This window comes from Rhizobium sp. 57MFTsu3.2 (assembly GCF_012932765.1).
In the GTDB taxonomy this organism is placed as follows: Bacteria; Pseudomonadota; Alphaproteobacteria; order Rhizobiales; family Rhizobiaceae; genus Rhizobium; species Rhizobium altiplani.
The window spans coordinates 23,107-43,574 of record NZ_JDWI01000026.1; the positions used below are offsets into that span (position 1 = coordinate 23,107).

Here is a 20,468-nt window from a genome sequence, read left to right on the forward strand (position 1 = left end):
TCCTTGCTGGAGCCGATATAAAGCCGGTTCACTTAAGAATCGTCTAAGCAACCGCTAGTGCGAAAAAGAAAAGGCGGCCTTCGGCCGCCTTTTGCTCAGTTTACTTCTTCGGAACCCTCGGAACCGCACTTCCCTTCTTGGGCAAGCTCTTGGTTACCGGTTCGGCTGCTGCCTTCGCCTTCTTGGCCGTTGCCTTTTTCGGGCGGGCCTTCGTCTTCAACTCGCCGTCATCCTCATCATCGGCCTCGGAATGGACGACTTCGGCTTCCGGCTTCGGCTTGATCGGGGCGCTGTCCGACACAGCTTCGAGGATGATGCCGGGCTTGCCATCTTCCTTCGGACCGACCGTGACGTTGACGACGCCGCCCTTGCGCAGCTTGCCGAAGAGGATCTCGTTGGCAAGCGGCTTCTTGATGACGTCCTGGATGACGCGGGCAAGCGGGCGAGCACCCATCTTGTCGTCGTAACCCTTCTCGGCCAGCCAGGCGATGGCGTCCTTGTGCAGATCGAAGGTGACGTTCCGTTCGGAAAGCTGTGCTTCGAGCTGCATGATGAACTTCTGCACGACCTTGTAGATGACTTCCGTCGGCAGCGCCGCGAACGGGATGATCGCGTCGAGGCGGTTGCGGAACTCGGGCGTGAACAGGCGGGTCAGCGCCTCTTCGTCTTCGCCTGTCCGCTTGGACGAGCCGAAGCCAATCGCGGCCTTGGCCATCTCCGATGCGCCCGCGTTGGTCGTCATGATCAGGATGACGTTGCGGAAGTCGATCTTCTTGCCGTTGTGGTCCGTCAGCGCGCCGTGGTCCATCACCTGCAACAGGATGTTGTAGATGTCGGGATGCGCCTTCTCAATCTCATCGAGCAGCACAACGCAATGCGGATGCTGGTCAACGCCATCGGTCAGGAGACCGCCCTGGTCGAAGCCGACATAGCCGGGAGGTGCACCGAGCAGGCGCGATACCGTGTGCCGCTCCATGTACTCGGACATGTCGAAGCGCAGAAGCTCAACACCCAAAGACGACGCCAGCTGCTTTGCAACCTCGGTCTTGCCGACGCCTGTCGGGCCGGAAAAGACGTAGGAGCCAATCGGCTTGTTCGGTTCACGCAGGCCCGCGCGGGCGAGCTTGATCGACGTCGACAACGCTTCGATCGCATTGTCCTGGCCGTAGACGACCGAGCGCAGTTCCTGCTCGAGATTGGCAAGAACGGCTTCGTCGTCCTTCGACACCGTCTTCGGCGGGATGCGCGCCATCGTCGCGACCGTCGCTTCGATCTCCTTCTCGGTGATCAGCTTGCGGCGCTTGGACGGCGGCAGCAGCATCTGAGCAGCACCAGTCTCATCGATCACATCGATTGCCTTGTCAGGGAGCTTGCGGTCCGAAATGTAACGGGCGGACAGCTCGACGGCGGTCTTGATCGCTTCGTTCGAATAACGCAGGTGATGATATTCCTCGAAGTAAGGCTTCAGGCCCTTCATGATCTCGATCGCATCGTCGATCGACGGTTCATTGACGTCGATCTTCTGGAAACGACGAACCAGGGCACGGTCCTTCTCGAAAAACTGGCGGTATTCCTTATAGGTGGTCGAACCGATGCAGCGGATCGCGCCCGAGGACAGAGCCGGCTTCAACAGGTTCGATGCATCCATCGCGCCGCCCGACGTTGCACCCGCCCCGATGACGGTGTGGATCTCGTCGATGAACAGCACGGCGCCCGGATATTCTTCCAGTTCCTTGACGACCTGCTTCAGGCGCTCCTCGAAATCGCCGCGATAGCGTGTGCCGGCCAGCAGCGTGCCCATATCCAGCGAGAAGATGGTGGCATCAGCAAGCGCTTCCGGCACCTTGCCCTCGACGATGCGCTTGGCAAGGCCTTCGGCAATCGCCGTCTTGCCGACGCCGGGATCACCGACGTAGAGCGGGTTATTCTTCGAGCGACGGCACAGAACCTGGATGGTGCGGTTGACTTCAGCCTGGCGGCCTATCAGCGGATCGATCTTGCCGCTTTTGGCTTTCTCGTTGAGGTTCACGCAGTAGGCCTTCAGGGCGTCCTGCTGTTTCTTCGGACCGCCCTCCTCCTGATCACCGCTGTTGCGAGAAGCCGGCTTGCTCTCGGACTCGCCGTCGTCCGCGCCACGCGGCGGACGGGACTCGGACGAGCCCGGCCGCTTGCCGATCCCGTGCGAGATATAGTTGACGGCGTCGTAGCGGGTCATTTCCTGCTCCTGCAGGAAGTAGGCAGCATGGCTCTCGCGCTCGGCGAAAATGGCAACAAGGACGTTTGCCCCCGTAACCTCTTCGCGACCGGAAGACTGCACATGGATCACCGCTCGCTGGATGACACGCTGGAAGCCTGATGTCGGCTTAGAATCCTCGTCATAGCCAGTGACCAAATTGGAAAGTTCGTTATCGACATATTCAACAAGCGTTTTGCGCAGCGCGTCGAGGTCGACATTGCAGGCACCCATGACCGCGGCCGCATCGGCATCGTCGATCAGGGCGAGCAGCAGATGCTCGAGCGTGGCATATTCATGATGCCGCTCGTTGGCAAAGGTCAGTGCCTGATGGAGCGCCTTCTCAAGACTAGGCGAAAATGTTGGCACGTTCAGATCCTCACTTCTTTTCCATGACGCATTGCAGCGGATGCTGGTGCTGTCGGGCGAAGTCCATCACCTGGCTCACCTTCGTCTCCGCCACCTCGTATGTAAATATCCCGCATTCACCGACGCCGTGATTGTGGACGTGGAGCATGATGCGGGTGGCACTTTCACGATCCTTCTGAAAAAAACGCTCGAGGATATGAATGACAAATTCCATGGGTGTGTAATCGTCATTCAGGAGCAGCACGCGATAGAGATTGGGCTTCTTGGTCTTTGGCTTCGTGCGCGTGATGACCGAGGTTCCGCGATTTCCGTTGTCCCCGTTCCTTTCGCTGTCGTTTTGCATCCGGATCGGCTTGGCGATCATTTTCTATCATTCCTCGATCATTCCGGTGGGCCTGGGAGGCGTGATTGCCCACCGAATATTCGAACTACTAACTTAGTCCATCCTTGCGCGATTTTAAGCCCCTCGTTTCACACTGCAATCACATTTCGGCCGGTGCCGACGCAAAGACACAGAAACTGGCGAAAGCAGATGACGGACGTCGCGAAAAAAGAAAAGACCGGCCGCAGATGCGTAGCCGGTCCTCGATTTTCAAGGGCTATGCGGCGATTGCCGCCTATCGTTATGCCGCTGCGGGCGTGACAACTGTGGCTGCTTTCGTCGCCTTCGCGGTCGCTGCAGCAACAGGCGCTTCGTATGGTTTGTAAGCGCTTTTGGCGAGATCGGAATACATTTCGCCGAGCTTGGTCGCCTCGCTCACGAAGTTCTCGTATGCGCTTTTCACATAGTTGGTCTGCAACTCGAAGGCAGCTTCAAAGCTGCGCGCTCCGGAAAGACTTTCAAAATGTGTGACCGTGTCCTGAAAGGACTTCTTGGAATACTCCACGGCTTCAGCGGCAATCGCCTGGAAGCCCTTGGCTGTGTCCGAATAGCTTTTCAGCATGGTATCCATGGCTTCCTTGCTCTTCCGGTTGGCGTCATCGAAATTCAACATGACCATCATCCTCCTTGGCCTTTGCAAGCAGGATGAAGCGTAGCTGCAACGCACAAATAGTCAAGCACGATTGTGCATTGCAAAACAACCTTCACTTGCATCCACCCTGTTTTCTTCGGGCAAGACACAACGACACCATCTCCAATAGTTGATTTTGCTAAAATATATCAGGAGCGCCGCAACCAAGAGCTTTCGAAGAATTTCGGTGCGGCGCCGCCAGCATTGAGCCGTCAATCAAGGAGGTCTGCCGGAACTTTTCCGCCATTCTCGGCAAGCCGTTTCATCAATGCCTTGTGCAGGAACATGTTCATGGTGGCGGTGTCGTGCGGATCGCCGGTAAAGCCAAGCTCTGCCGCAAGTTCCTTGCGCTCCGCAAGGCTCGCGTCCATACCGACAGCCTTCATAAGATCGACGATCGAACGGCGCCAATCCAGCTTCTGTCCGCTCTTCTTCACAGCGGCATCGAGCAGCGGCACGATATCGATCGCAGCTGCGGCGGGCGACGCGGTGGCCGGAGTCGGCTGCGATGGGGCAGCGGGCGCGGCGCTTGGCGCTGCTGCGGTCGGCGGTGGCGTGGGTGTCGCGGACGGTGTGACCGGAGCGGCCACGGCTTCACCAAAAATCGCGTGCTTGATCTTGTCGAAAATACCCATTCTCAGCATCCCTCCTTAGCGCCAGAGCACATGCTCAGAAGAGGAGATGGAGCATTCGACGGAGTGGTCCAGAGAAGGCAGCCTATTTTTCCGCTAAAGATTGCCCTGCGAAAAGAAACAATCGGAGGTTTGCGGGATCAAGGCCTGAGCCGCGCTGCAGATCGATCAAGCGACTTGCCTTGAGAAGCCAGCCGCTCGCGGGCGCGACATGGCAGACGGGCGGCGAGGCCGCCCGTCAATCACAAATCAAAGATCAACGTCGAGGATTGCCATCGAGAAATTATAGGAGCGGTCGCCGTCCTCGTCATCGATATAGACGACACCCAGAAATTCTTCGCCGAGATAGACTTCCGCGGAATCGTTCTTTCGCGGGCGTGCCTTGACGATCACCTGCGGGTTGAACGTGCGCTTGAAATAGGCGTCGAGCTTCTTGATTTCTTCGGGCTTCACACTGCATCTCCTGAGCGGTCTCGGTTGGCCGCTTCTTGCATGGGAAAGACGGCGCTGTAAAGGCGCGGGGACAGACGCGCGAACGCTATCCCCGCCGATATGTCGTACTGTTAAGACGGTAAGCGGCTCAGATATCCGCGCCGATCACCTGATCCATTATTCGCGACGGTTCCGAACACCCGGCTTCTCCGACCACTTTGGCCGGCACGCCCGCCACAGTCGTCTTCGGCGGTACCGCCTTCAGCACGACAGAGCCAGCGGCAATGCGCGAGCAATAGCCAACCTCGATGTTGCCAAGAATCTTGGCGCCGGCGCCGATCAGGACACCGCTGCCGATCTTCGGATGCCGATCCGAGCCTTCCTTGCCGGTGCCGCCAAGGGTGACACCATGCAGGATCGACACGTTGTCGCCAATCACAGCGGTTTCGCCGACGACCAACCCGGTGGCATGGTCAAGGAAAATGCCCCTGCCGATACGCGCTGCGGGATTGATGTCGGTCTGGAACACGCTCGAGGATCTGCTCTGCAGATAGAGCGCCAGATCGCGGCGGCCGCGGTTCAGCAACCAATGCGCTAGGCGGTGCGTCTGCAGCGCGTGGAATCCCTTGAAATAGAGCACGGCTTCCATGAAACGCAGGCATGCGGGGTCGCGGTCGTAGATCGCCTGAATGTCGACCCGCAGGATCGCGCTCCACTCCGGCCAATCCTCCAGCATCTGATCGAAGGTCTGGCGCAGCAGGATCGCTTGCATGTCCGGATGATCGAGACGTTCACAGATGCGGTAGATCACGCACTCTTCGAGCGACCGATAATTCAGCACGGTCGAATAGAGAAATGCGGCCAGCACCGGATCGTTTTCCGCGGCAACACGCGCTTCCTCGCGCAGGCTGTCCCAGATCGGATCCATCACCTTGAGAGGATTGCCAGTCTCAAGAGAGCGAATGTCTGTCTTTGCGACCATGAAAGGTCTCCTCGTATGCGTAGGCTCGGCTCTATATAGGGCAAAAACCTGTTAACATAAATGGGTACTTGGGGAATCCTTTGTCCCGCAGCACCGGCATGGAGGCAAGTCACTATCCGGCGACTTTGGCATAAAACTCCAGCACCGCCTTCTTAAAAACGCGGTCACCGACGGCCAGCATGTGATCGCGGCCGGGAATATCAAGCGCCTGGGCATGCGGCATCAGCGCAGCCAGTTCCTGGGCTGAACCTGCAATGTCGTCCTTCGTTCCAACGCCGATCAAGGTCGGCGCCTCGATTTTCGCCATGTCGGAGCGTGCCACGAGGTCGCGAGATCCCTTGATACAGGCGGCGAGTGCGTCACGGTCACTCTTCGTCTGGTCGGCGAAGGCCCGGAACATGCGTCCGCGATCATGAGAGACATCGTCGAGCGACGGAGCCAGCAAGGCATCAGCAATCGGATCCCAATCGCCGACACCATCCGTCATGCCGATCCCAAGACCGCCGAGGACCAGCGAGCGGACCCGGTCGGGGTGGGCAAGTGCCGCAAAAACGGAAATGCGGGCTCCCATCGAGTAGCCCATCAGGTTGGCTTCCGGAATCCCAAGGTGATCAAGGAGCGCAATCGCATCGCTTGCCATATGCCAGGGACGGTAGGCCTCGGCATCCCTTGGCTTGTCGCTTGCACCGTGTCCGCGGTTGTCGATAGCTATGACTCGGTAGCCCTCGTCGCCCAGGGTCTTCAGCCAGCCGGGATTAACCCAGTTGACGTTGGCGCTGGAAGCGAAACCGTGGATCAACAGCACGGGAGCGCCGCCCGGATCGCCTTCATCGAAGAAGGCAAGCTTCAGCCCATCATGTGTCAAGCTGGAAAAAGCGGGCGTATTCAAGTTCATCGGACTGTCCTTTTTGCCGGACCATATTTTATAGGCCAGAGAACTGAAACCCTCGCAGGTGCAAAAACTGTGCGTCCGAGCGCTCTTTGGCTCTACACATTTGCGGTGAAGGACTATAAGGTCCGCGCACGTTACAAAGCATTCGGAGACAGACATGGCCGGCCACAACATTCCCCACTTCCAGAACGACGGCGGACACCGCGTTATCGAAGTCGGCGTGAAAGAGTTCATGTGCACCGGTGCCTCCGTTCCGTTCGATCATCCCCACATCTTCATCGACATGGGCGATGAGAACGAGAAGGTCTGCTCCTACTGCTCGACCCTCTACCGTTTCAATGGTGCGCTGAAGGCAACCCAGACCAATCCGGCTGGCTGCGTCTTCCACGTCAAGGCCGCCTGACACCCATTTCGAGATCGGAAAGCCTATGCCGGCTAAACATGCCGCCATCGTTGGCGCGGGCATAGCGGGCCTTACAGCTGCACTTGCTTTGGCACGGCGCGGCATCAGTTCCGAGATTTTCGAGCAGGCGCCGGAACTGACCGAGGTCGGCGCCGGTCTGCAGATTTCGCCCAATGCGTCACGCATTCTGGCCGAGTTGGGAGTACTCGCGCGCCTGACCGACGCCTGGCTCGAGCCGGACTCCATCCAGCTGATATCCGGAACCTCACTGCGCCGGCTGGCAGCCGTTCCCGCCGGGAGCTTTGCACGCGCCCGCTGGGGTGCTCCCTACGGCGTCCTGCATCGCTCCACGCTGCAGCAAACCCTGCTCGACGCCGTCGCCAACGAGCCGCTCTGCCAGATACATCTAGGCGCGCAGATCAAGGGCCGGCCATTGTCAGACCGCCAAGCAGACCTTCTGATTGGCGCCGACGGCGTCTGGTCGCAGGTTCGGGAAAGCATCGAAGGCAGCCCCTCGCCGCGGTTCTCCGGCAACATCGCCTACCGTTTCACCGTTGACGCCGCAAATGCGCCCGCCTTTCTTGAACGGACGAGCGTCTCTGCCATCCTTGGTCCCTCAGCGCATCTCGTCTGTTATCCGCTTAGGGAAGCCAACCGTTTCAATATGGTGGCGATCACCGCCGGCAATGCCGCATCGCACGACTGGACCAACCAGCCGACGGAAGCCCAGCGTCAGCAACTGCTGTCGCGTTTTTCTCGGTGGCATCCTGCGATCGTCGAACTATTCGCCAAGACAGGCGACGTCACCTTCTGGCCCTTGTACGAAACGACGAACGGGCGTTGGCACGACGGCCACAACTGCGTCCTCATCGGCGACGCCGCACACGCAATGATGCCTTTCGCGGCGCAGGGTGCCGCAATGGCAATCGAAGACGCTTATGAGCTTGCGCTGTTCGCCCCGTCGCATCCCGTCGCCGAAGCCCTGCGGTTGTTCGAAGCGCATCGCACGCCGCGGATTGCGCGGCTGCGCCAGCGCGGTGCATTCAACCAGTTTGCCTATCACGCCCGCGGACCGATGCGCATCGGCCGGGACATCGTTCTGGCGCTGCGGCCGCCGCAAAGTCTCGCGGCGGATCTCGACTGGATTTACGGCTACCGCGCCGGCACTTGATCAGACGGCTTTTGCCGCGGCGAAACCGCGCTCGATATCGGCCTTGATATCGACGACATCCTCAAGCCCGATCTGCAGACGGATGACCGGCCCCTCGGCGGGCGCCTTGCAGATACGGCGATCGCTCAGGTTGACGTGAAGCGCGAGGCTCTCGAACCCACCCCATGACCAACCCAGGCCGAAGATGTGCAGCGCGTCGAGGAAGGCGTGCGCCTTGGCCTTGAATTTTTCCGGCGCGTCCACGGCAAGCACGAAAGAGAAGATGCCGCTCGCGCCCTTGAAATCGCGCTTCCACAATTCGTGCGATGGGAAGCTCGGCAGCGCCGGATGCAGCACCTTGGCGACGTCCTCCCTGCCCTCCAGCCATTTGGCGATCGTGAGCGCACTTTCATAGTGTCGCTCCAGGCGCACGCCCATGGTCCGCAATCCACGCAGGATCTGATAGGCGTCGTCAGGCGCTCCGCAAATGCCGAGCGTAATGTTCGCTTCGTGCAGCTGCGGCCAGTAATTGGCGTTTGCCGAGACTGTTCCCATCAGGATGTCCGAGTGCCCGGACGGGTATTTGGTGGCGGCGTGAATCGAGACATCGACACCGAAGTCGAGCGGCCTGAAATAAACAGGCGTCGCCCAGGTGTTATCCATCGTTACCACGGCCCCCTGCTTGTGGGCGACCGCGGCAATCGCCGGAATGTCCTGCATTTCGAAGGTATTCGAGCCAGGCGCTTCCGTATGAACGAGCTTGGTGTTCGGCTTGATCAGCGCTTCGATGCCCGCACCGACCAGCGGATCGTAATAGTCTACTTCTACACCGAGACGCTTCAGCATCGTGTCGCAGAAATGACGGGTCGGTCCATAGACCGAATCGACGATCAACGCATGGTCACCGGCCGACAGGAACGCCAGGAACGGGACGGTAACAGCTGCAAGGCCCGAGGGCACGAGGATAGTCCCAGCGGACCCTTCCAGCGCATCGATCGCCTCGCAAAGCGCATCCGTCGTCGGGGTACCGCGCGTTGCATACGTATACTTCTGTCCACGTGTCTCCATCGTCCTCGCATTTGGAAAGAGGACCGTGGAGGCATGGACAACGGGCGGATTGACGAAACCGTGGTATTCGGCCGGATCGTTGCCGAGGTGGGAAAGGCGCGTGTTGATGCCGGCGTTCTGAAGCAGGCCTTCTTTATCTATCATATCGGAAATGCCTTTGGCGGTGGGATGCAGCCAAACTCTTGGACCGCGTAAAACGATCGGTCAACCCCGTAGCCCGGACTCGCACAGCATCCCTGCCATGCAAATTCCTCAGATATATCAGCGGTTTTGCGCGGTTTTTTTGGCAAGATGCTGCCATTTCGATAGCCATCTGCGCATTTTATGCGCCTCAATTAGTGAATTGCCGAAATATCACGCAATCTTTCATCGCGACACTTGACCATAGTGACATTTGCGACTGTGATAGCACCAACTCGCGCCGGGAGGGTGTCGGGTCATCTGGGAGGTTTGCCTGCTTCGCGAGCGCTCCCACAGAAAGATAAGACAAAGGAAAAGGTTGGGAAAAATGAAGATTAAGCTTCTGTCGGTCGCCATCGGCGCAGCAGTTTTCGGAGTTGGCGCTTCTGCAGCTTCTGCCACCACGCTCGAAGACGTGAAGGCAAAGGGTTTCATTCAGTGCGGCGTCAACACCGGCCTTCTCGGTTTCGCGCAACCTGACGCTTCCGGCAACTGGGCCGGCTTCGACGTCGACTTCTGCAAGGCAGTTGCTTCGGCTGTCTTCGGCGACCCGGCCAAGGTGAAGTACACGCCGCTGTCGGCCAAGGACCGTTTCCCGGCGCTGAAGTCGGGCGAAGTCGACCTTCTGTCGCGTAACACCACCTGGACGATCAACCGCGACACCGCGCAAGGCTTCAACTTCCGCCCGATCACCTACTACGACGGCCAAGGCTTCATGGTCCGCAAGAGCCTGAACGTGAAGTCGGCACTTGAGCTGTCCGGTGCGGCCATCTGCGTCCAGTCCGGCACGACGACGGAACTGAACCTTGCCGACTATTTCAAGTCCAACAACCTCCAGTACAATCCGGTCGTTTTCGAGAAGCTTGAAGAGGTCAACGCGGCCTATGACGCTGGTCGCTGCGACGTCTACACGACTGACCAGTCCGGCCTCTACTCGCTGCGTCTGACGCTGAAGAACCCAGACGAGCACATGATCCTTCCGGAAATCATCTCGAAGGAGCCGCTCGCCCCGGCCGTTCGTCAGGGTGACGATCAGTGGTTCGACATCGTGTCGTGGACGGCCTATGCCCTCATCAATGCCGAAGAGTTCGGCATCACCCAGGCGAACGTCGATGAAATGAAGAACTCGGCCAATCCTGACATCAAGCGCTTCCTCGGCACGGAAACCGATACCAAGATCGGCACCGACCTCGGGCTCACCAATGAATGGGCTTATAACATCATCAAGGGCGTCGGAAACTACGGCGAAGTCTTCGAGCGCAACGTCGGCAAAGGCAGCCCGCTCAAGATCGAGCGTGGTCTGAACGCGCTGTGGAACAAGGGCGGCATCCAGTACGCTCCGCCGGTCCGCTAAGCGGCTGGTCAAGACTTGGGAAGGCGGTCAGCCGCCTTCCCTATATAAAGAGAAAAGCCCGAAAACGGGCTCATAGGGGATAAGACTCGGCATGACGCAAGAGGCTATGCACACGTCACATGTGCAAAGCACTGGCTGGAGTTTCCGGTCGGTGGCTTACGACCCGAGGATTCGGGGCATTTTCTTCCAAGTTCTGACCGTCGCGCTCATCGTCGGCTTCGTGTGGTGGATTGCCCATAACACGGCTCAAAACCTCGCCCGCGCCGGCACGGCCTCCGGCTTCGGGTTTCTGAGCGGGCGCGCCGGCTTCGACATCGGCCAGTCGCTGATCGAATATTCGAGCGATGCGACGTATCGCCGAGCCCTTGTGGTCGGATTTTTGAATACAATCCTCGTCGCGGTCACCGGCATCATTACGGCCACGATCATTGGCTTCGTCGTCGGCATCGGGCGCCTGTCGCACAACTGGCTGATCGCCAAGCTCTGCACGGTGTATGTCGAGGTATTTCGCAACATCCCGCCGCTGCTCGTCATCTTCTTCTGGTATCAGGGCGTTCTCGCTGTTCTGCCAGGCGCGCGAGAGTCGCTGCACCTGCCACTGAACATGTTTCTCAACAATCGCGGGCTCGCCTTCCCGAAGCCGATCTTCGGTGAAGGCATGTGGGCGGTTGGCGTGGCATTTCTGGTTGGTATCGTGGCAGCCGCAATAATCGCGCGCTGGGCGCATAGACGTCAGGCCGCAACCGGTAAGCAATTCCACACGATCTGGGCTTCCATCGGGCTGATTGTCGGCCTGCCCGGTCTGGTGTTCCTGCTGTCCGGCCTGCCGCTTTCGTTCGATGTGCCAGTTGCTGGCAAGTTCAATCTCACCGGCGGCTCCGTCATCGGCCCGGAATTCATGTCGTTGTTCCTGGCACTGTCCTTCTATACGGCGGCATTTATTGCCGAAATCGTCCGCGCCGGCATTCGCGGTGTGCCGAAGGGCCAGTCCGAGGCCGCCGGCGCACTGGGCCTGCATCCATCAAGTATCACGCGCCTCGTGGTGGTTCCGCAGGCTTTGCGCATCATCATTCCGCCACTCACCAGCCAGTACCTGAATCTGACGAAGAACTCGTCGCTCGCGATCGCCATTGGCTTTTCGGATCTCGTCGCCGTCGGCGGTACGATCCTGAACCAGACCGGACAGGCCATTGAAGTCGTGTTCATCTGGGCGGTCGTCTATCTCGCCATCAGCATCCTCACATCGCTGTTCATGAACTGGTTCAACGCCAAGATGGCCTTGGTGGAGAGATAAGATGTCGACATCCAACCAAGCGTTCGTCCGAACGAATTTCATCGATGCCGAACCCGCGCCGCGTAGCGAAAGCGGGCCTCTGGCCTGGATCCGCAAGAACCTGCTGGCTACGCCGAAAGACGTCGTCCTGACGGCTCTGGCCGTTGCCTTGCTCGCATGGGCATTGCCGCACGTCATCAACTGGCTATTCATCCAGGCCGTCTGGACCGGAACGGACCGCACCTTCTGTGCAACCACCGTTCAGGGCGGCACGCAACCCGACGGCTGGAGCGGCGCCTGCTGGGCGTTCGTCAATGCGAAGTTCGACCAGTTCGTCTTCGGTCGATATCCACTGGACGAACGCTGGCGTCCGACAATCGTCGGGATCCTGTTTGTGCTGCTGCTCGTGCCTATGCTGATCCCCAAGGCACCATTCAAGCGCACCAACGCCATTCTGCTGTTTGCCGTCTTGCCGCTTCTTGCCTTCTGGCTGCTTTATGGCGGCTTCGGGCTCGAAATGGTGGATACGCCGCTCTGGGGCGGCCTGATGGTGACGTTGGTGCTCTCCTTCGTCGGCATCGCCGTGTCGCTGCCATTCGGCATCATCCTGGCACTCGGACGCCGCTCGAAGATGCCTGTCATCAAGATGGTCTGCGTCGGCTTCATCGAGATCATTCGCGGCATACCGCTGATCACCGTGCTGTTCATGGCGAGCGTGTTGCTTCCGCTGTTCCTGCCCACAGGCTTTACGATCGACAAGCTGCTCCGCGCCTTGATCGGTGTGGCGATCTTCGCCTCCGCCTACATGGCCGAGGTTATCCGTGGCGGCCTGCAGGCGATCCCGAAGGGCCAGTCCGAAGGGGCCGACTCGCTCGGGCTCGGCTACTGGCAGAAAATGCGGCTGATCATCCTGCCGCAGGCGATCAAGCTGGTCATCCCGGGCATCGTCAATACATTCATCGGCATGTTCAAGGACACATCGCTGGTGTCGATCATCGGCATGTTCGACCTGCTCGGTATCGTCCGTTTCAACTTCACGGACGCCAACTGGGCGAGCGCGGTGACACCCTTGACAGGCCTGATTTTCGCTGGCTTCGTCTTTTGGCTGTTCTGCTTCGGCATGTCGCGCTATTCAGGCTTCATGGAACGCTATCTCGATACCGGCCACAAACGATAAAAGATAAGGGAACGAACACATGGCTGAGGCTCAACCAAAGAAGATGACCGTTTCGGCAACCGACGTTGCCGTCGACATCATCGGCATGAACAAGTGGTACGGTGATTTTCACGTTCTGCGCGACATCAATCTGAAAGTTATGCGTGGCGAGCGCATCGTCATCGCCGGCCCGTCGGGTTCCGGCAAGTCGACGATGATCCGCTGCATCAACCGTCTGGAAGAACACCAGAAGGGCCAGATCATCGTCGATGGCGTCGAACTCACCAACGACCTCAAGAAGATCGACGAAGTGCGCCGCGAAGTCGGCATGGTCTTCCAGCACTTCAACCTATTCCCGCACCTGACGATCCTGGAAAACTGCACGCTGGCGCCGATCTGGGTGCGCAAGATGCCGAAGAAGCAGGCGGAAGAAGTCGCCATGCACTTCCTGAAGCGCGTCAAGATCCCGGAACAGGCCAACAAGTATCCGGGCCAGCTCTCGGGCGGTCAGCAGCAGCGTGTGGCAATCGCCCGCTCGCTCTGCATGAACCCGAAGATCATGCTCTTCGATGAACCGACCTCGGCGCTCGACCCAGAAATGATCAAGGAAGTTCTGGAGACCATGGTCGGGCTTGCGGAAGAAGGCATGACGATGCTCTGCGTGACGCACGAAATGGGCTTCGCGCGCCAGGTCGCCAACCGCGTCATCTTCATGGACCAGGGGCAGATCGTCGAGCAGAATTCGCCGGCCGAGTTCTTCGACAATCCGCAGCACGAACGCACCAAGCTGTTCCTCAGCCAGATCCTGCACTAGGTCGATTGGCGAACAACAAATTCAAGGCCGTCGGATTTTTCCGGCGGCCTTTTCGTTTCGGGGCACTTCTGGCGGTTCACACGCGGCGCCATAACATCACAAACAAAAGGCCCCGATGACGGGGCCTTCCGAGGCGAGCCTGAGAGCGATCAGGTCTTCAGCTTGGCATTGCAGAGGCTGTAGAAGCCGCCGCCCTTCTGGATCCACTTCAGGCCATTGAGCGTGTTCGCATCCTTGTTCTGATGGTAGGCGTCGACGCAGGTATGCATCCGGCCCTTTCCGGGCGTTTCCTTGGCGTATTTCGGTGAAATTGCTGTCGGGAACGACACGCCCTTGGGCGCCGTCATCGTCGGCTTGTCCGGTTCTTCGCCACTGTTGAGGGTGACATCGGGTTCGGCCGTCGCATCCGGACCGCACTGCGCCTTGCGGAAATCGTTCCACTTCATGTTCTTCGCAGAGCCGTCAGCCTGGGCCGATTTATACTTCGCGCTGCATTCCTTCATGGTCAGCGCCGAGGACGGCGTAGCAAACGCCAACGCCCCGAGCAGGGAAACGGATGCAAGAATAGTCAACTGCTTGATCATGATCTTTCCTCCAGGCCTCCAGGGGCAATCAAACTATCAGGCTGGCCAATTTTCTTGTCAACGCGACAATTGGCGCAACCAGTACGTTAGATTTGTTCCGGGCAACCGTCGAGCTCCACTGACGGGATAACATCCCCGCGATGCAGCAGGCGTTTGCTTAGCGGCAAAACGCCGACGGTGGTATAGTGCCGGCCGGGCTGGCTTTTCCTGCACTTCCGAGGGAGGAAGACATGCGCGAACCTGACATGCAGAAAGTAGATGCACTCGTCGGCAGGTTAATCGGCGATGTTGGCGCGGCCGTCTCCGGAGCGCTGGTGGTGCTGGGCGATGATCTCGGCCTGTTCAAGGCCATGGCCGACGGCAAGCCGCGCAACTCTTCCGAACTGTCGAAAAAAACAGGTATCAAGGAACGTTATATCAGGGAGTGGCTGTCCGCCCTCGCAGCTGCCGACTACGTCAGCTATGACGAGAAGAGCGATCGCTTTCATCTGACGCCAGAGCAGGCCATGGTCTTTGCCGAGGAGGACAGCCCAGCCTTCTTTGCTGGCGCCTTTCAGGTCGTGCAGGCCATGTGGACGGACGAACCGAAGGTGGCTGACGCCTTCCGGACCGGCAAGGGTGTGGGATGGCACGAACACAGCGCCTGCCTGTTCCGCGGCACGGAGCGTTTCTTCCGGACCGGCTACAACAACAATCTGGTTGCTGAGTGGATTCCGGCGCTCCAGGGCGTCGACGCCCGCCTCAAAGCCGGCGCCAAGGTCGCTGATGTCGGCTGCGGCCACGGCGCTTCGACGATCCTGATGGCTAAGGCCTATCCTGCCTCGACGTTCTTTGGCTTCGACTATCACGCCCCGTCGATCGAGCGGGCGAAGGCTGCCGCCAAGGAGGCCGGCGTCTCAGATCGCGTCACATTCCAACAGGCGCCCGCCGCCGGCTTTCCTGAGGGGAACTACGATCTCATCGCCATGTTCGACTGCCTCCACGACATGGGGGATCCGGTCGGTGCCGGCAAGCATGTCAAGGAATCGCTCTCGGCCGATGGAACCTGGATGGTCGTCGAGCCCTTCGCCCACGACTGCCTGAAGGACAATCTCAATCCGGTCGGCCGCGTCTACTACGGCGCGTCGACGATGATCTGCACGCCGGCGTCGCTCTCTCAGGAGGTCGGCCTCGGACTCGGCGCGCAGGCCGGGGAAACCAAGCTGCGTAAGGTCGCCCTCGATGCCGGCTTCAAGCATTTCCGCCGCGCCACGGAAACACCCTTCAACATGGTCTTCGAGGTGCGCGCCTGAGGCGAGGTGCGGCGCGCTTGGCCATGGCCCGCCGCGTCACCTGAAACTTTCCACATGCTGAGAAGAGCTTGTGAATATAGAAATAACGGCGAAATATCAAAAAGATAGACAGATTTTCCTAGGCGCCGGAGGTTCAAGGGAGAGAAAAAATCGCGCCATTGTGATTTTTTCTGGTTTTGCCGCTTGCGGGATTCAAAGTGCCTGACTATAAGGGCGCCACCACGAAGGAAGCGCCCTTCGTCTATCGGTTAGGACACCAGATTTTCATTCTGGGAAGAGGGGTTCGACTCCCCTAGGGCGTGCCATCGTTTTCCTTTAAAAATCAGTTGTTTAGATACCCGCTTGCGAAAATTCGATAATTATTTCGAGTTTCGGGGGCAAGCGGATTATATGCTGCTTTTCGCAAAGCGAATGTCTGGGAATCAGCCACCTGCTATAGCTTGGGCTCGGACACCATATGGTTCGAGCCCTCCCCGCCATCTACCTAGCAGCAGAATGAGCAGCCCATGGGTCACCTAAAATGACGGCTGATCTTCTGCGGCGTTACGGCGAAGCGGCGCTCCGCAACGCAGAGGAACCTCTCGTCGAAGCATCGCTATTGCGTGACCCTGGCACATTGCGCGAGCCTACTTCTTGGCTGTCGCGCGCATCGAGGAAGCGGGCAAGACTACACGCATTTGATGCTCAGAACCGACACTTCTCTGATCACGCCGTCTGCAAAGGGCTGAAAACAGCGATGGAGAGTCACTCCCAGAAAATCAACTATGCATTGGTAGCGTGGACCCTGAGTGCTCCCGAGCCGCGTGATGCGCTGAAGATAGCGCTCGATCTGATTTTTCACATTAAGCGCGGGCGCGAGCCCTCGATGAGCGTCAGGTAAAGACGCACTCGATTTGGCCAAGCGGACCGAAGTCGGCTGCGAGATGCTGGCCTGCCCAAACCTGAAGAATTTTCGAGCACGAACCAGTTGCGACCACGTCGTTCGGCTCGAGCTGGCGGCCCTTTGCTGCAAGCTCAGCAGCGAGCCAGGCGACAGCGTTCAACGGATCACCCATGACTGACGTCGCCTTTCCCGAAAAAACGGTATGCTTGAACAGAAATGTCGTCACGTCGATCTTGGCGACCTCGTCAAGCGGTATGCCGGGAGCAGGATCGCCGCAGATCGTTGCGACATGCAGGCCAAAGTCGGCAATCGCGGCATAGTCGCCAATCAATGTCCGGCGAGTCCGGCGGCCGATGACGCCAATGGCCGGTCGACAGGCGAGGATAGCGTCGCGAGCCTTCACTGGATAGCCATGTGCACTCACCGCGCCGGAGCGGCGTCCTGGACGCGTAGCTGGATGCGTCGTACACCCTGGTAGTGGTCCGCGCTAAGCGAGCCTGCAACATGGAGGTTGGCGCCCCTCGAATTCAGCAGCAGGTTGCCGAGCTGCGTATCGGCGGCCCGGAAGGCGATCCCATCAAGGCGGGCGCCGTCCATGGCTTCGAGCGTCACCTTCACGTGCTTCTCACCAACCAAACGAGAATCGCGAAGCCGATGGGCGGGAACAGCAAAGAGCGGCTGTGAATGCCCCGAGCCGTAAGGCCCGGCCGTCTCGAGGCGGTCGATCAGATCGAGCGTCGCGCCGCTGGCGGCAATCGCGCCGTCGATCTTCAGCTTCTCGTTGGCGACGAGTGCGGCAACCGTCTTTTCGGCTCGCTCGGCAAAGAAGCTGCGCAAGCGGCCGAGCTTGTCGCGCTCAACGGTGAGACCGGCAGCCATCGCGTGGCCGCCGCCCTTGACCAGCAGGCCATCGTCCACAGCCGCGCGCACCATCTTGCCCATGTCGAAGCCGTTGATGGAGCGACCCGAGCCGGTGCCTTTGCCGGATGGATCGAAAGCAATGGCAAAGGCCGGGCGCTTGAAGCGCTCCTTGAGACGGGCGGCAATCAGGCCGACGATCCCGGGGTGCCACTTTTCGTGGGCAGTGACGATGACCGAGGCGCCCTTGCCGTCCCCATATTCCGCCAGTGCCTCGGCCTCCGCTTCCAGCAGCATCGCCGCTTCCATAGCCTGCCTGTCGCGGTTGAGCTCATCCAGCTGCATGGCGATGGCCTCGGCCGCGCTCGTGTCGTCCAGGGTGAGCAGGCGGCTCCCGAGTGCCGCGTCGCCGATGCGCCCACCGGCATTGATGCGCGGCCCAATCATGAAGCCGAAGTGATAGGGCGTCACCGGTCCAGCAAGACCCGCCTTGCGAAAGAGAGCGGACAGGCCCGCATTGCCCTGGTGGCGAGCGGCGATCAGCCCCTTGACGACGTAGGCACGGTTCAGACCCTTCAGCGGCACGACATCACAGACGGTCGCAAGCGCGACGATATCGAGCCATTGCAGCAGGTCGATCGACCGTACGCGCGGGTTTCCTGCTTCCCGCAACAGCCTTAGCGTCGCGACGAGCACGAGGAACACGACACCCGCCGCGCAGAGATGTCCCTGCCCGGAGAGATCGTCCTCCCGGTTCGGATTGACCAGCGCGTGGCACGGCGGCAGATCGTGTGTCACCTGGTGGTGATCGATCACCACCACATCGATATTCCGCCTGGCTGCCTCGGTGAGGGCATCGTGGCTTGTGGACCCACAATCGACGGTGACGATCAGGCGTGCGCCATTGTCAATCAGACTGCCGATTGCCGCAGCGTTAGGCCCATAGCCCTCGAAAATTCGATCCGGAATATAGATCTCAGCTTTGACGCCGAAGTGCTTGAGAAAGCGGAACATAAGCGCCGACGAGGACGCGCCGTCGACGTCGTAGTCGCCGAAAATCGCGACCTGCTCCTGGTTGCGGATGGCCTCGGCGAGCCGCTTTGCCGCCTTCTCACAATCCGTCAGCGTGTAGGGGTCCGGCATCAGGTTGCGGAGCGTCGGATCAAGAAACTCCAGCGCCTCGTCGACGGTGACACCGCGTCCAGCGAGGACGCGCGCGATAAGTTCAGGCAGCCCGTGCACCTGAGACATCGCAAGCGCCCGGTTCTGGCCGGCCTGATCCAGTCGCGATATCCAGCGGTTGTCCAGTACGGACCTCTCCACGCCCAGAAACGCACGTTGTACCGGATCGGCCGGAATCTCCATATTGCCTGCTGCCCTCGTCGCTTGTCACCACCCCGGGACCGGGAGTGATATCGGCAGCTTTATGCGGCTTGGCCCGGCCGCACAACGGTTTTGGACGAGACACTCGACGTTAGCTGTGGATGCGCGTGGCTGATCTACCGCGGCACCTTCAGCAACATCGATCTTCTGGGAGCGGGTGAGGCTCAGTCTTCCTTCGGCCGCTCGATGCGGATCACCTGCGGTTCACCCACATGATAGCCCTCGCCCTTGATTGCGGCGACCGCCTTGCGAACGCAGTCCTCTGTTGTCGCGTGAGTCACCATGATGATCGTCTGGTGATGCGACGGCGCAAGGTGCTGCTTCGAGCGCTGGACGATCGATTCCAGCGAAATATGGTTTTCCGCCATGTGGGTCGCGACGCTTGCAAACACGCCCGTGCGGTCGAGCACGGTCAGGCGAATGAAATATCCGCCTTCGTGGCTTCGCATCTGCGCCTTGCGGTAGGGCTCGAGCGATTTGGCGGGATGGCCGAGAACGGGCACGCGCTGGGCGCCAGGTCGGCTTTTTGCGATGTCCGCGATGTCACCGAGAACAGACGAAGCCGTCGCATTGCCGCCGGCGCCGGGCCCGACCATCAGCAACTCACCGAGAACATCGGACTCGATCGCCACGGCATTGGTCACGCCGTCGACCTGTGCAATCACGGAATCGACGGGCACCATCGTCGGATGGACGCGCTGTTCGATGCCGGTATCGGTCCGCTGTGCAACGCCGAGCAGCTTGATGCGGTAGCCGAGATCGGCGGCAGCGTGGATGTCCTCGATCGAGATGTTGGTGATGCCTTCGAGATAGATATCGTCGGCCGCGATCTGGTTTCCGAAGGCGAGCGTCGTGAGAATCGAGAGCTTGTGGGCGGTGTCGTTGCCTTCGATGTCGAAGGCGGGATCGGCTTCTGCATAGCCGAGGCGCTGTGCCTCCTTCAGGCAGTCGGCGAAGGACAGGCCTTCCTTTTCCATCTTCGTCAGGATGTAATTGCAGGTGCCGTTCATGATCCCGTAGATGCGGGAGATCGTATTGCCCGTCAGCGATTCGCGCAGCGCCTTGATGACGGGAATGCCGCCGGCAACCGCTGCTTCGAAGTTCAGCAACGCGCCCTTCTCTTCCGCGATCGTCGCCAGTTCGACGCCGTGGTAGGCAAGCAGCGCCTTGTTTGCTGTCACCACATGGAGACCGCGCTGTAGAGCAGCGCGTACGGAGCTGTTTGCCGATCCACCGACGCCGCCCATGAGTTCGACGAAAACGTCGATGTCGCCCTTCTCCGCCAGATCTTCCGGCCGGTCGAACCACTCGATGCCGCCGACGTCGATGCCGCGGTCCTTGGTCTTGTCGCGGGCGGAAACACCCGTAATCAGGATCGGGCGTCCGCACGTTGCGGCCAGCTCGTTGCTGCGCTGCTGAATGATACGGACAAGCGAAGCACCAACGGTACCTAAGCCCGCAATGCCGATTTTGAGGGCATCTGCCATGGATCGATCCTGAAATGTGTCATGAAGGGC

Annotated in this window: 20 protein-coding genes and 1 tRNA gene; 9 read left to right on the forward strand and 12 right to left on the reverse strand. The window is 59.6% G+C overall.

Annotated elements, in window-relative coordinates; translation table 11 throughout:
• Positions 1-100: 100 nt before the first annotated feature.
• The 7 genes from clpA to AF71_RS23240 all read right to left on the reverse strand — a co-directional run bounded on the left by clpA (position 101) and on the right by AF71_RS23240 (position 6,556).
• Entirely contained in the window at positions 101-2,602 is a 2,502-nt protein-coding gene (gene clpA, locus AF71_RS23210; protein WP_018859929.1) for an ATP-dependent Clp protease ATP-binding subunit ClpA, read from the reverse strand.
• A gap of 10 nt (positions 2,603-2,612) precedes the next feature.
• Entirely contained in the window at positions 2,613-2,966 is a 354-nt protein-coding gene (gene clpS / locus AF71_RS23215) for an ATP-dependent Clp protease adapter ClpS (RefSeq protein WP_008526939.1), read from the reverse strand.
• A 259-nt stretch (positions 2,967-3,225) separates the two neighbouring features.
• The gene (locus AF71_RS23220) at positions 3,226-3,597 is read right to left on the reverse strand and encodes a phasin family protein (RefSeq protein WP_026372161.1); all 372 of its coding nucleotides are present in this window, start codon (positions 3,595-3,597) and stop codon (positions 3,226-3,228) included.
• A 230-nt stretch (positions 3,598-3,827) separates the two neighbouring features.
• Positions 3,828-4,250, reverse strand: a complete 423-nt coding sequence (locus tag AF71_RS23225; RefSeq protein ID WP_018859931.1) for a DUF3597 domain-containing protein — start codon at positions 4,248-4,250, stop codon at positions 3,828-3,830.
• A gap of 246 nt (positions 4,251-4,496) precedes the next feature.
• Entirely contained in the window at positions 4,497-4,700 is a 204-nt protein-coding gene (locus AF71_RS23230) for a DUF3126 family protein (protein WP_007532353.1), read from the reverse strand.
• 127 nt (positions 4,701-4,827) lie between these two features.
• Entirely contained in the window at positions 4,828-5,661 is an 834-nt protein-coding gene (gene cysE, locus AF71_RS23235; RefSeq protein ID WP_169683356.1) for a serine O-acetyltransferase, read from the reverse strand.
• A 112-nt stretch (positions 5,662-5,773) separates the two neighbouring features.
• On the reverse strand, positions 5,774-6,556 hold the full coding sequence (locus tag AF71_RS23240) for an alpha/beta hydrolase (RefSeq protein WP_169683359.1): 783 nt from the start codon (positions 6,554-6,556) through the stop codon (positions 5,774-5,776).
• A 154-nt stretch (positions 6,557-6,710) separates the two neighbouring features.
• Between AF71_RS23240 and AF71_RS23245 the strand changes: the two genes are divergently transcribed.
• Together AF71_RS23245 and AF71_RS23250 are read left to right on the forward strand one after the other, a co-directional pair.
• Positions 6,711-6,956 (forward strand): zinc-finger domain-containing protein, encoded by a 246-nt coding sequence (locus AF71_RS23245; protein ID WP_018859934.1) that lies wholly within the window; start codon positions 6,711-6,713, stop codon positions 6,954-6,956.
• Between the two features lie 25 nt (positions 6,957-6,981).
• Positions 6,982-8,127 carry an FAD-dependent monooxygenase gene (locus AF71_RS23250; protein ID WP_018859935.1) on the forward strand — a complete coding sequence of 382 codons (1,146 nt, stop codon included), beginning with the start codon at positions 6,982-6,984 and terminating at the stop codon, positions 8,125-8,127.
• Here AF71_RS23250 and AF71_RS23255 read toward each other — a convergent pair whose 3' ends face one another.
• Positions 8,128-9,318 carry a cystathionine beta-lyase gene (locus AF71_RS23255; RefSeq protein WP_169683361.1) on the reverse strand — a complete coding sequence of 397 codons (1,191 nt, stop codon included), beginning with the start codon at positions 9,316-9,318 and terminating at the stop codon, positions 8,128-8,130.
• A gap of 364 nt (positions 9,319-9,682) precedes the next feature.
• Between AF71_RS23255 and AF71_RS23260 the strand changes: the two genes are divergently transcribed.
• From AF71_RS23260 to AF71_RS23275, 4 genes are all read left to right on the forward strand, one after another.
• Positions 9,683-10,708: an amino acid ABC transporter substrate-binding protein gene (locus AF71_RS23260; RefSeq protein WP_018859938.1), complete on the forward strand. Its 1,026-nt coding sequence runs from the start codon at positions 9,683-9,685 to the stop codon at positions 10,706-10,708.
• A gap of 91 nt (positions 10,709-10,799) precedes the next feature.
• Complete coding sequence (locus AF71_RS23265) at positions 10,800-12,002, forward strand: amino acid ABC transporter permease (RefSeq protein ID WP_026372163.1); 1,203 nt, start codon at positions 10,800-10,802, stop codon at positions 12,000-12,002.
• Between the two features lies 1 nt (position 12,003).
• Entirely contained in the window at positions 12,004-13,158 is a 1,155-nt protein-coding gene (locus AF71_RS23270) for an amino acid ABC transporter permease (RefSeq protein WP_018859940.1), read from the forward strand.
• 19 nt (positions 13,159-13,177) lie between these two features.
• Positions 13,178-13,951 carry an amino acid ABC transporter ATP-binding protein gene (locus AF71_RS23275; RefSeq protein WP_018859941.1) on the forward strand — a complete coding sequence of 258 codons (774 nt, stop codon included), beginning with the start codon at positions 13,178-13,180 and terminating at the stop codon, positions 13,949-13,951.
• Positions 13,952-14,100: 149 nt separating this feature from the next.
• On the opposite strand, the gene AF71_RS23280 is transcribed toward AF71_RS23275, so the two are convergent.
• Entirely contained in the window at positions 14,101-14,535 is a 435-nt protein-coding gene (locus tag AF71_RS23280; protein WP_018859943.1) for a hypothetical protein, read from the reverse strand.
• Positions 14,536-14,765: 230 nt separating this feature from the next.
• On the opposite strand from AF71_RS23280, the gene AF71_RS23285 reads away from it, so the two are divergent.
• The 3 genes from AF71_RS23285 to AF71_RS23295 all read left to right on the forward strand — a co-directional run bounded on the left by AF71_RS23285 (position 14,766) and on the right by AF71_RS23295 (position 16,707).
• A complete protein-coding gene (locus AF71_RS23285; protein WP_018859944.1) occupies positions 14,766-15,827 on the forward strand; it encodes a class I SAM-dependent methyltransferase in 1,062 nt (353 codons plus the stop codon).
• A gap of 230 nt (positions 15,828-16,057) precedes the next feature.
• Positions 16,058-16,132 (forward strand) — tRNA-Glu (locus AF71_RS23290).
• Between the two features lie 215 nt (positions 16,133-16,347).
• Complete coding sequence (locus AF71_RS23295) at positions 16,348-16,707, forward strand: hypothetical protein (RefSeq protein WP_156828822.1); 360 nt, start codon at positions 16,348-16,350, stop codon at positions 16,705-16,707.
• Here AF71_RS23295 and AF71_RS23300 read toward each other — a convergent pair.
• The 3 genes from AF71_RS23300 to AF71_RS23310 all read right to left on the reverse strand — a co-directional run bounded on the left by AF71_RS23300 (position 16,700) and on the right by AF71_RS23310 (position 20,438).
• On the reverse strand, positions 16,700-17,113 hold the full coding sequence (locus AF71_RS23300) for a hypothetical protein (protein ID WP_018859946.1): 414 nt from the start codon (positions 17,111-17,113) through the stop codon (positions 16,700-16,702). The genes AF71_RS23295 and AF71_RS23300 overlap by 8 nt on opposite strands.
• Positions 17,114-17,130: 17 nt before the next feature.
• Entirely contained in the window at positions 17,131-18,933 is a 1,803-nt protein-coding gene (gene recJ, locus AF71_RS23305) for a single-stranded-DNA-specific exonuclease RecJ (protein ID WP_169683363.1), read from the reverse strand.
• Positions 18,934-19,115: 182 nt separating this feature from the next.
• On the reverse strand, positions 19,116-20,438 hold the full coding sequence (locus tag AF71_RS23310; RefSeq protein ID WP_018859948.1) for a homoserine dehydrogenase: 1,323 nt from the start codon (positions 20,436-20,438) through the stop codon (positions 19,116-19,118).
• Positions 20,439-20,468 lie beyond the last annotated feature (30 nt).